The 11,228-nt window shown below is 71.2% G+C and carries 8 protein-coding genes; 1 reads left to right on the top strand and 7 read right to left on the bottom strand.

From position 1 onward, the window contains the following. Positions 1-142: 142 nt before the first annotated feature. Positions 143-742 carry a hypothetical protein gene (locus tag AC07DC_RS29710; RefSeq protein WP_478917565.1) on the bottom strand — a complete coding sequence of 200 codons (600 nt, stop codon included), beginning with the start codon at positions 740-742 and terminating at the stop codon, positions 143-145. Between the two features lie 181 nt (positions 743-923). On the opposite strand from AC07DC_RS29710, the gene AC07DC_RS29715 reads away from it, so the two are divergent. After that, positions 924-2,804, top strand: a complete 1,881-nt coding sequence (locus tag AC07DC_RS29715; RefSeq protein WP_478917566.1) for a serine/threonine protein kinase — start codon at positions 924-926, stop codon at positions 2,802-2,804. On the opposite strand, the gene AC07DC_RS29720 is transcribed toward AC07DC_RS29715, so the two are convergent. The 6 genes from AC07DC_RS29720 to AC07DC_RS29745 all read right to left on the bottom strand — a co-directional run bounded on the left by AC07DC_RS29720 (position 2,794) and on the right by AC07DC_RS29745 (position 11,029). Next, on the bottom strand, positions 2,794-5,004 hold the full coding sequence (locus AC07DC_RS29720) for an MMPL family transporter (protein ID WP_478917567.1): 2,211 nt from the start codon (positions 5,002-5,004) through the stop codon (positions 2,794-2,796). The two genes, AC07DC_RS29715 and AC07DC_RS29720, sit on opposite strands and share 11 nt — an antisense overlap. 204 nt (positions 5,005-5,208) lie before the next feature. Then, the gene (gatB, locus tag AC07DC_RS29725) at positions 5,209-6,717 is read right to left on the bottom strand and encodes an Asp-tRNA(Asn)/Glu-tRNA(Gln) amidotransferase subunit GatB (RefSeq protein ID WP_478917568.1); all 1,509 of its coding nucleotides are present in this window, start codon (positions 6,715-6,717) and stop codon (positions 5,209-5,211) included. An 11-nt stretch (positions 6,718-6,728) separates the two neighbouring features. Further along, complete coding sequence (locus AC07DC_RS29730; protein ID WP_478917569.1) at positions 6,729-6,968, bottom strand: hypothetical protein; 240 nt, start codon at positions 6,966-6,968, stop codon at positions 6,729-6,731. After that, positions 6,965-8,458 carry an Asp-tRNA(Asn)/Glu-tRNA(Gln) amidotransferase subunit GatA gene (gene gatA, locus AC07DC_RS29735; protein ID WP_478917570.1) on the bottom strand — a complete coding sequence of 498 codons (1,494 nt, stop codon included), beginning with the start codon at positions 8,456-8,458 and terminating at the stop codon, positions 6,965-6,967. Before gatA ends, AC07DC_RS29730 begins: the two co-directional genes overlap by 4 nt. 5 nt (positions 8,459-8,463) lie before the next feature. Next, the gene (gatC, locus tag AC07DC_RS29740) at positions 8,464-8,760 is read right to left on the bottom strand and encodes an Asp-tRNA(Asn)/Glu-tRNA(Gln) amidotransferase subunit GatC (protein ID WP_138354932.1); all 297 of its coding nucleotides are present in this window, start codon (positions 8,758-8,760) and stop codon (positions 8,464-8,466) included. Positions 8,761-8,890: 130 nt separating this feature from the next. Further along, positions 8,891-11,029, bottom strand: coding sequence for a putative bifunctional diguanylate cyclase/phosphodiesterase (locus tag AC07DC_RS29745; protein WP_478917571.1), 2,139 nt, complete (start codon positions 11,027-11,029; stop codon positions 8,891-8,893). Positions 11,030-11,228 lie beyond the last annotated feature (199 nt).

Genomic DNA, 11,228 nt, shown 5'->3' on the forward strand with positions numbered 1-11,228 from the left:
CTGAGACAAGACTCGTCTCCCAGGGGGGTGCGCCACATCGGGCAGCTGCCCGAACTCCGGTGGCCGGGGGTACTTAGGCCCGCTGCCGCACCGGCGCGGGAGGCCTTAGTTCGCTGCCGGGGACCTCACCGAGGGCCTCAGATCATGAGGTGGCGGCGACCACCGGCAGATCGGTGAAGACGTCGAACCACATGACTCCGGCGATCAGCAGGCCGAGGACACCGAGGATGAGGCCGCCCCACGCCAGTGCCTGGCTCCAGTGGTTGCCCGCGTCGGCGGGCCGGCCGGGACGGAACAGGACGGCGGCGGCGACCAGGATGGCGACCACGGCGAAGATGCCGTTGAAGAGGGCCACGGTGTGCCAGGGGGTGCCGTACCCGGCGGCCAGCTGGGCCTTGACCGAGCCGCCCGAGGACTTGATCTGGCCGATCAGCTGCTCCCGGTCCTTCATGAGATCACCGATCCAGGTGCCCGTGAGCGAGGAGATGCCGAGCCCGACCGCGACGACCGATCCGGCCGCGGCCGACACACCGGTCGCGGCCGGCGTCCTGGCCGGCTCGTCGTCGAGGTCGTCCTCGTCGAAGCCGTCCTCGTCGCGGGCGTCCGGGTCGATGATGCCCTGCGCCGGGACCGCCGCGTCCTGGTCCGCCGCCGCGCCCTCGGTGTCCTCGGTCTCCGTGCTGTCCGTGGTCTCCGGGTCGGTGGCGTTCTTGTCCAGTGCGTCGGTCTTCGTGGTGTCCATGCGACGAAACCGTAGGTTCCGTTTCTGAGAGGAGCCTGAGAGCCCGCTGAGTACGATCTCCGTGTTACGGCCCGGCAACTGAGCTTGACCGGCCCGAGCGGCGCGCGGCAACCTGAACTCCCTCTGGCCGCAATGTTGTTTGCGGTATTCCAGAGATCTAGGGGGAGGGAACAAACACCCAGTGGACACCGGTCTGTACATCGGCCCTGACGGCGCACCCGACCGTTATCGCCTGCTGCGATCCATCGGCCGCGGAGGCGAGGCCGTGCTCTACCTCGCCGAGCTCGAACTCGGCGGCGGCACCGAGCCCGTCGTCGTGAAGGTGCTCGATTCGAAGACGACCCTGTCGCAGGAACAGTTCGACCGGATCAGCTCCAAATGGCGAGAGCAGGCCGAACTGCTGCGGTTCGTCAACCGGCTCGGCGTGGTCGGCATCCGCGAGCACTTCGAGGGCCCCTCCGCGCACCGTACCGGGGAGGCGGCCCCGGAGGCGGGCCGCGCCCTGTACCTGGTCATGAACCATGTGGAGGGCCTCGACCTGCGCGACTGGCGCGCCGAGCGCGCCCTGGACACCCCTGCCGAGCGCCGCGAGGCGGTGCGCTGCCTGGAGCAGCTCGCCGACGTCCTGGACTGGCTGCACACCGGCTCCGCCACCCCCTCCGGCCGTTCGGTCGTGCACGGTGACCTCTCTCCCGGCAACGTCATGATCGACGCCAACGGCCAGGCCACCCTCGTCGACTTCGGCCTGAGCAAGCTGACCGCGGACCACCAGACCGCCGAGGTGTGGTTCACCCCCGGATTCGCCGCACCGGAGGTCTTCGAGGGCAAGCGCAGCGCGGCCACCGACCGCTACGCCTTCGGCGCCCTCGCGTACTTCCTGCTCAGCGGGGAGTCGCCGGCCACCATGCCGGAGCAGGTCAGGGCCGCGCTGCTGGCGCTGCCCGAGCTGGCGGGGCTGGACCCGGAGCGGGCGGCGAAGATCGCGGCGGTCTTCGCCACGGATCCGGCGAACCGGCCGGAGTCACTCTCCGCGTGGGTGCGTGAGCTGCGCCCGGCGGTGATCTCGACGACGCGCACTCCGCGCACCACGGGGCCCAAGGACGCCGTCCCGGTCGCGGACGCCACCCCGCCGCCGCCCGCCCATGCGCCGGCCCCGGTCGTGCCGCCGCTGCCGAACCGGCCGGCCCCCGTCCCGGCGCCGGTGCACGCACCGCCGGTCCATACGCCGCCGCCCTCGTACGTCCCGCCGCCGCCGGCCGAGGACCCGGTGACGGACACCCGGCCCACGGTGGTGCTGGGGGCGCAGCCGCCGGCCACGTTCCACGAGCAGCCCCCGCCGCCGCCGGCCCCGGGTCCCGCGACGGCGGCCACCCCGGTCCCGGTCCCGCCCAAGCGCGGCAAGAAGGGCCCGCTGATCCTGGCCGCGGTCCTCGCCGTCGTGCTGATGGCGTCCGGAGCGCTGGTCGCCGTCAAGTTCATGGGCGACGACAAGAAGGACGGCAACGCGGCCGACCCGAAGAGCAGCACGAGCGCACAGCAGCAGAGCAGTTCGCCGCCGACGACCGGTCCGACGAGCGCGTCGCCGTCCGACGACCCGTCCTCGCTCGAACCGTCGAGTTCGGACTCCGGGTCGGGCAAGCCGACCTCGATCACCGAGGGCGACAACGTGTCCCTGACGGCCATGACCTGGGTCGACGCCTCCGGGAACGACGCGTTCGACGAGGTCCCGGCGACGGTCAACACCAAGGAGTACACGGACGCCAAGGTGACCAAGGCTTGTGACACCGGCTTCGAGGAGTTCAACCTCAACCGGGCGTGGACGACGTTCACCGTCGACGCCGGCCTGCTGGACACCTCGAAGAACGCGGCGGTCGAGCTGACCATCACCGCGGACGGCAAGCGGCTGGCCCTCAAGAAGCTCGTGCTCGGCACGACGGAGAAGATCGTCGTCGAGGTGAAGGGCGCGCTGCGGCTGCGGATCGAGTACGACCGGAAGACGGCCGCCCAGTACTGCGACGATCAGGGCACGGCGGCGCTCGGCAACCCGATGCTCAGGAAGTAGGAGTCCGCTCCCGTTCGGCTGCCCGGGGTCCGGGCAGCAGGACGGGGGTGGGGGCCGGCGTGGCCGGCGGTTCGATGCTGATCCTGGGGAGCCGGCGGTCCAGCCATGCCGGCAGCCACCAGTTGGCGCCGCCGAGCATGTGCATGAGCGCCGGTACCAGCAGGGTGCGCAGGATGAACGCGTCGAGGGCGACGGCGGCCGCGAGGCCGATGCCGAACATCGCGATGACGCGGTCGCCGCTGAGTACGAAGGCCAGGAAGACAGCGATCATGATGACCGCGGCCGAGTTGATCACCCGGCTGGTCTCGGCGAGCCCGACCCGTACCGCGCGCCGGTTGTCCCGGGTCTCCAGCCACTCCTCGTACATCCGGCTCACCAGGAAGACCTGGTAGTCCATCGACAGCCCGAAGAGCACCGAGACCATGATCACCGGTAGGAAGGGTTCGATCGGGCCGGCCGCCCCCAGGCCCAGGAGCTCGCTCCCCCAGCCCCACTGGAAGATCGCGACGACGATCCCGAAGGACGACGCGACCGCGGCCACGTTCATCGCCGCCGCCTTCAGCGGGATGCCGATGGACCGGAAGGCCAGGAGCAGCAGCAGGCAGCCGAGGCCGACGACCGCTCCGACGAACAGCGGCAGCTTGCCGATGATGACGGACGCGAAGTCGTCGTAGCTCGCGGTGGGGCCGCCCACGTACACCTGGAGCGAGCTGTTCTGCTCGGCCCGTGGCAGCACGTCGTCGCGCAGCCGGTTCACCAGCTCCGAGGTGGCCCGGGACTGCGGGGCGGTGTCCGGCACCACGGTGATCACGCCGGTGTCGCCGCTGACGGTCGCCGAGGTCACCGAGGCGACGCCCGGAGTTTCGCGCAGGGTCTGCGGCAGCTGGTCGAGGGCGAGCCGGGCGTCGGCGCCCTGGATGTCGGCGACGAGGGTCAGCGGCCCGTTGGTGCCGGGGCCGAAGCCGTCCGCGAGCAGCTCGTAGGCCTGCCGGGTGGTGCTGGCGGCCGGATTGTTGCCCTGGTCGGAGGTGCCGAGGTGCAGCGAGAGCGTGGGCAGCGCGAGGACGAGCATGACGGCCGCGGCCAGGGTGCCGAGCAGCTTCGGGTGGCGTTCGACAAAGGCCGACCAGCGGGCGGCGAGCCCGGTGGGCATCTCGGGCTGCGGGCCGTGCTCGGCGAGCTGCCGCCGCTCCCGGCGGCTGAGCGCCTTCATTCCGATCATCGACAGCAGCGCCGGCAGCAGCGTGATGGAGGCGGCCACCGTCAGCACGACGGTGAGCGCCGCCGCGACGGCGACCCCGTTGAGGAAGCTGAGCTGCAGGATGAGCATGCCGAGCAGCGCCACGCAGACCGTGCCGCCCGCGAAGACCACCGCGCGGCCGGTGGTGGCGACGGCCTGCTCGGCCGCCTCCCGGACCGACAGGCCGCGTTTGAGCCCTCTGCGGTGCCGGGTGACGATGAAGAGCGCGTAGTCGATGCCCACGCCGAGGCCGATGAGCATGCCGAGCATCGGCGCGAAGTCGGCGACGGTCATGACGTGGCCGAGCAGCTCGATGCCCATGTAGGCGGTGCCGACGCCCATCAGCGCGGTCGCGATCGGCAGGCACATCGCGGCGAAGGAGCCGAAGGCCAGCAGCAGCACCACCGCGGCGACGCCGATCCCGATCAGTTCGCTGAGGTGGGCGCTGTCGCCCTCGGTGGCCGCGACGGCGGTACCGCCGAGCTCGACCCGCAGCCCGCCGCCCTCGGCCGCCTTGGCGGTGTCCACGACGGCCCGGGCCTGCCCGGCTCCGATGTCGTCGGCGGCGCTGTCGAAGGTGACGTCGGCGTACGCGGTCCGGCCGTCCTGGCTGATCCGTCCGGCACCCTCGGGGCTGTAGGGGCTGCTCACGGAGGCGACGCCGGGGAGTTTGGCGATCCGGTCGAGCGTCTTGGTCATCCGCTGCTCGACGCCGTCGGCGCGGACGCTGCCGTCGCCGACGGTGTGCCAGACGATCGTGTCGGAGTCGCCGGCCTGGTGCGGGAAGGCCTGCTCCAGCAGGGCGGTCGCCCGGCCGGACTCGGTGCCCGGTATCTCGTAGTCGTTCGAGTAGGCGGATCCGGCGAGCGCGGCACCGGCGGTGAGGCCGGCGAGCGCGACGATCCACAGCAGAACGACGATGAGACGGCGGCGGAGACACCACCGGGCGAGTGCGGCCATTCCCTGCTTCCCTGGGTATCTCGGGTGGATCTTTCAGGGAATAGCCCTCAAAGAACAGTTCAGGTGCGGCTGTCACTCTTGCAGTGGAAAATGATCCTTTGGTGGTTTCGTGCGCTTACTCACAGGGAAAAGGCGGCCCCCGCCGGGGACCGCCTTTCACCATTCGAACGAATCTTCGACCGTTCGGTCAGCCCTGCGTTCAGGTCAGCCCTGAACCCCGAGCTTCTCCAGGACCAGCTCCCGGACGCGCTTGGCGTCGGCCTGGCCACGGGTCAGCTTCATGACCGCGCCGATCAGGGCGCCGGCCGCCGCGAGGTTGCCGGCGCGGATCTTGTCGGCGACGGCGGCGTTGGCCGCGATCGCCTCGTCCACGGCCGCGCCGAGCGCGCCCTCGTCCGAGACGACCTTCAGACCGCGCTTCTCCACGACCTCGTCAGGACCGCCCTCACCCGCGAGAACACCCTCGATGACCTGGCGGGCCAGCTTGTCGTTGAGCGAACCCTCGGCGACCAGGGCCGCGACGCGCGCGACCTGGACCGGGGAGATGCCGAGATCGGCCAGTTCCTTGCCGGTCTCGTTCGAGGCACGGGCCAGCTCGCCCATCCACCACTTGCGGGCCTGGTCGGCCGGGGCGCCCTCGTCGATCGTGGCGGTGATCAGATCGATCGCGCCGGCGTTGAGCGCCGACTGCATCTCGTGGTCGGAGATGCCCCACTCGGTCTTCAGCCGGTCCCGCCGCACGCGCGGCAGCTCGGGAAGTCCGGCGCGCAGCTCCTCGACCCAGTCGCGGGCCGGGGCGATCGGGACGAGGTCGGGCTCCGGGAAGTACCGGTAGTCCTCGGCGTTGTCCTTGATGCGGCCGGCCGTCGTGGAGCCGTCCTCCTCGTGGAAGTGCCGGGTCTCCTGCACGATCGTGCCGCCGGAGTTGAGCACCGCCGCATGCCGCATGATCTCGTAGCGCGCGGCGCGCTCGACCGAACGGAGCGAGTTGACGTTCTTCGTCTCCGAGCGGGTGCCGAACTCCTTGCGGCCGTGCGGGCGCAGCGACAGGTTCACGTCGCAGCGCATCTGGCCCTGCTCCATGCGTGCCTCGGAGACGTCCAGCGCCTTGATGAGCTCGCGCAGCTCGGCGACGTACGCCTTGGCGACCTCGGGGGCCCGCTCGCCCGCACCCTCGATGGGCTTGGTGACGATCTCGATGAGCGGGATACCGGCCCGGTTGTAGTCGAGCAGCGAGTGCGAGGCGCCGTGGATACGGCCCGTCGCGCCGCCGACGTGGAGGGACTTGCCGGTGTCCTCCTCCATGTGGGCGCGCTCGATCTCCACCCGGAAGATCTCGCCGTCCTCCAGTGCGACGTCCAGATAGCCGTTGAAGGCGATCGGCTCGTCGTACTGCGAGGTCTGGAAGTTCTTCGGCATGTCCGGGTAGAAGTAGTTCTTCCGCGCGAAGCGGCACCAGGTCGCGATCTCGCAGTTCAGCGCGAGACCGATCTTGATGGCCGACTCGATGCCGATCGCGTTCACGACCGGGAGCGAGCCGGGCAGGCCCAGACAGGTCGGGCAGGTCTGGGAGTTGGGCTCGGCGCCGAGGGTGGTCGAGCAGCCGCAGAACATCTTGGTCTTCGTGCCGAGCTCGACGTGGACCTCAAGGCCCATCACCGGGTCGTACACCGACAGGGCGTCCTCGTAGGACTCCAGGTCCATGACGGTCATTCCCATACCTCTCAGTCCGCCAGGACGTCGTCGTCGGCGAGGTGGCGCAGCTCGCGGACGAGCAGCGCCAGGCCGGTGGCGATGGCGGCGGCGCTGACCACGGCGTCGGCCAGCATCAGCCGGTCGTGCTCGCCCTTGGCGTTGCGTGCCTGCTTGATGGTGCTCACGGCGCCGAAGAGCGTGGTGCCGATCGAGATGTACAGGCCGAGCTTGCTCTTCTTGAAGCCCTTGGCCTTCTTCAGCGTGCTCACAGCGCGGGTGCCTCCTCAAGCAGCGGGTGACCCCATCGTCCGGTGAACGCGGCCTCGACCGCGGCACCGACCCGGTAGAGCCGGTCGTCGGCCATGGCCGGGGCGATGATCTGCAGCCCGACCGGGAGCCCGTCCTCGGGAGCCAGGCCGCACGGGATGGACATCGCCGCGTTGCCTGCCAGGTTGGACGGGATGGTGCACAGGTCGGCGAGGTACATCGCCATGGGGTCGTCCACGCGCTCACCGATGGGGAACGCGGTGGTCGGGGTGGTCGGCGAGATCAGCACGTCCACCGTGCCGAAGGCGGCCTCGAAGTCGCGCGAGATCAGCGTGCGGACCTTCTGCGCCGAGCCGTAGTACGCGTCGTAGTAGCCGGAGCTGAGCGCGTACGTGCCGAGGATGATGCGGCGCTTGACCTCGTCGCCGAAGCCGGCCTCGCGGGTGAGCGCGGTGACCTCCTCGGCGGACTTCGTGCCGTCGTCGCCGACCCGCAGGCCGTAACGCATGGCGTCGAAGCGGGCCAGGTTGGACGAGGCCTCGGACGGCGCGATCAGGTAGTACGCGGGCAGTGCCAGCTTGAACGAGGGGCAGGAGATCTCCACGATCTCGGCGCCCAGCTCGCGCAGCAGCTCCACGGACTCGTTGAAGCGCTGCATGACGCCGGTCTGGTAGCCCTCGCCGCCGAACTCCTTGACGACGCCGATCCGCATGCCCTTGACGTTGCCGTTGCGGGCCGCCTCGACGACGGGCGGGACCGGGGCGTCGATGGACGTCGAGTCCAGCGGGTCGTGACCGGCAATCGCCTCGTGCAGTAGCGCCGCGTCCAGGACCGTACGGGCACAGGGCCCGCCCTGGTCGAGGGAGGACGAGAAGGCGACCATGCCGTAGCGGGAGACGCCGCCGTAGGTCGGCTTGACGCCGACCGTGCCGGTGACGGCCGCGGGCTGGCGGATCGAGCCGCCGGTGTCGGTGCCGATCGCGAGCGGCGCCTGGTAGCTGGCGAGGGCGGCGGACGAGCCGCCGCCGGAGCCACCGGGGATCCGGGTGAGGTCCCACGGGTTGCCGGTCGGGCCGTAGGCGCTGTTCTCGGTCGAGGACCCCATGGCGAACTCGTCCATGTTGGTCTTGCCGAGGATGACGATGCCGGCGTCCTTGAGACGCTTGGTCACCGTCGCGTCGTACGGCGGGATCCACCCTTCGAGGATCTTGGAGCCGACCGTGGTCGGGATCCCCTTCGTGGTGAAGATGTCCTTCAGCGCGAGCGGCACACCGGCCAGCGGGCCGAGCTTCTCGCCCTTGGCGCGCCGCTCGTCGACGGCGCGGGCCGCGTCGAGCGCGCCCTCGGTGTCGACGTGCAGGAAGGCGTGTACCTTCTCGTCGACGGCGCCGATGCGGTCGAGGTGCGCCTGCGCGACCTCGACGGCGGAGGCCTTGCCGGTGGCGACGACGTCAGCGGTCTCGGCCGCGGTGAGCCTGGTCAGGTCAGTCATGGTGATTAGTCCTCCCCCAGGATCTGCGGCACCTTGAAGCGCTGCTGCTCCTGCGCCGGGGCGCCGGAGAGCGCCTCGGCCGCGGTCAGCGACGGCCGGACCTCGTCCGGGCGCATGACATTGGTCAGCGGCAGCGCGTGGGAGGTCGGGGGTACGTCCTCGCCGGCCACCTCGGATACGCGGGCGACCGCGCCGATGATCACGTCGAGCTGCTCGGCGAAGTGGTCGAGCTCTTCGTCCTTCAGCTCAAGACGCGACAGCCGGCCGAGGTGGGCGACCTCCTCGCGTGTGATGCCAGGCATGCAGCGATCCTCTGGGGGTGAGTTCGATGGTTTCGCGCCCAATCCTATGGGGGCGGACCCCCTGGCGACGAAACGGTTTGGACCGCGGGGCGCCGACGCGGCCCACGGCGGCGGCGGGAACCGGCCCTTACTACGGCACGACCTGCCCGGACGGCTGGTCGGCGTCCGCCACCGGTGCGTGCTCCGGCTCGGGCTCGCGCTCCAGCGCGTTGGGGCGCCGCCAGCCGTGCTCACCGCGGGCGCGCAGCCAGGCGGTCGCCTCGTCGGGCGGCATCGCGGCGGCGACCAGCCAGCCCTGGACGGCGTCGCAGCCCAGGTCCCGCAGCCGCTCCCAGGTCTCGTCGTCCTCCACGCCCTCGGCGACGACCAGCAGGCCCAGCGAGTGCGCGAGGTCGACGGTGCAGCGGACGATTTCGGCGTCCTCGTTGTCGAGGACCAGCCGGGCGACGAAGGAGCGGTCGATCTTCAACTCGCTGACCGGCAGTTTGCGCAGGTGGACGAGGGAGGAGTAGCCGGTGCCGAAGTCGTCCAGCGACATCTTCACGCCGTGCCCGGTCAGCCCGGCCATGGTGTCGGCGGCCCGCTGCGGGTCCTCCAGCAGGACGTGCTCGGTTATCTCCAGTTGCAGTGAACCCGGCGGGACGCCGTGCCGGGCCAGCCGCGCGGCGACCGCGCCCGCGAAGCCGGGGCTGTGCACGTCGCGCGGCGAGACGTTCACCGCGACCGGCACGTCCAGGCCCATCTTGCGCCAGCGGGCGACCTGGCCCAGCGCCGTCTCCAGCACGTACTCGGTCAGTTGGGGCATCAGCCCGGAGGTCTCCGCCATGGCGATGAACTCCTCGGGATTGACCCGGCCGCGCTGCGGGTGCTCCCAGCGCACCAGCGCCTCCAGGCCGGCGATCTTCCCGTCGAAGCAGACCTTGGGCTGGTAGTGGAGCTCGACGTCGCCTGAGTCCAGCGCCCGGCGCAGATCGCCCAACAGGCCCAGCCGGTCCGGGGTGTTGCCGTCCCGGGTCGCCTCGTAGACCTCGACTCCGCTGCGGTCGCGCTTGGCCTGGTACATCGCCACGTCGGCGCGGCGCAGCAGTCCTTCGGCGTCCACCGCGTGGTCCGGGAAGACGGCGACTCCGGCGCTGGCCTCCAGCACCAGGGTCAGCCCGTCGAGGCTCAGCGGCGAGCCGAGGGCGGCGACCAGGGCGCGGGCGATGCGCTGGGCGCGGGTCGGGGAGTCGCAGGAGGGCAGCAGGACGGCGAATTCGTCGCCGCCCAGCCGGGCCGCCTCGGCGCCGCGGGGCAGCGCGAGCCGCAACCGGTCGGCGACCTGCAACAGCAGCCGGTCACCGGCCAGATGCCCGAGGGTGTCGTTGACGGAGCGGAACTTGTCGAGGTCGATCAGGATCAGCGCGGTACGTTCGCCCTTGCGCTCCGCGTCGTCCAGCGCGATCCAGGCCCGCTCCAGCAGCCACTGCCGGTTGGGCAGCCCGGTCAGCGGGTCGCGCAGCTGCTCCTCGGCGCGGGCGTGCGCGATCCACAGCGTCGAGTCCAGGGCGATGAGCGGGACGGCGAAGAGCGGCAGCAGTACCGGCATGTCGCAGCCGACGACGAGTATCAGCGGGGAGAGCCCCAGCAGGGCGACGCCGACCATCCCCTGGCGCATCAGCGCGGTACGGGCCACCGTCGGCAGACCGCCGCCGCGCGGCGCGACCGCGTACCAGAGCAGCGCACGGGTGGCGGTCAGATAGGCCAGAGCGGTGACGACGATCGCCGGACCGGCCGCCGGGCCCCAGTCGTCGGGGTGCCAGGGTTGGGCGACGGAGGGGTGCACACCGAAGCAGGCCAGGGTCAGCGAGGCCGTGCCGACGCCCAGTATGTCCACCGCGCCGTGCAGCAGCGCCTGCCGCCAGCGGTGTCTGCGGGCGGCCCCGACCAGCACCACGACGGCCAGGCTGACCAGCACCGACGGCACCCAGCCGTACAGCAGCAGCATGGCCAGGGTGAGGGCCGCGCCGGAGCCGGTACCGCCCCACCAGCGGTCGCGGCCCATCGCCACGAGATGGCCGACGATGATGCCGGTCAGGACGGCGAAGGCCCAGCCGACGGTGCCGCCGGGGAAGAGCGCATGGCCCTCGTGGATGGCGCCCAGGACACCGGCCGCCAGCGCGAGTCCCGCGACGGCGACCACCGCGATGCGTAAGACCGCCGGGGGCAGTACCGGCGCGGCCGGCCAACGCAGCCGCTGCGCCGGTCCGGCGCCCTCCGTCGGTTCCATTCCTGTCCCTCTCACAGCCTGGTGCGACACCTGGGTCCGCCGCGCCGTGCCCGCAGCGGATACCCGCAAAGGCTGCTGGAAGGTTCATGCCCCTCCGGCGCGCTTCTCAACAGTAGGCCGCGGAAGGCTGCGCCGGGCACCGATCGACCGCGGTTGCCCGAATGGGATCCACGCACCCGGAACGTTCCGATATAGGCCG

Source organism: Streptomyces sp. NPDC045021, from assembly GCF_056432645.1.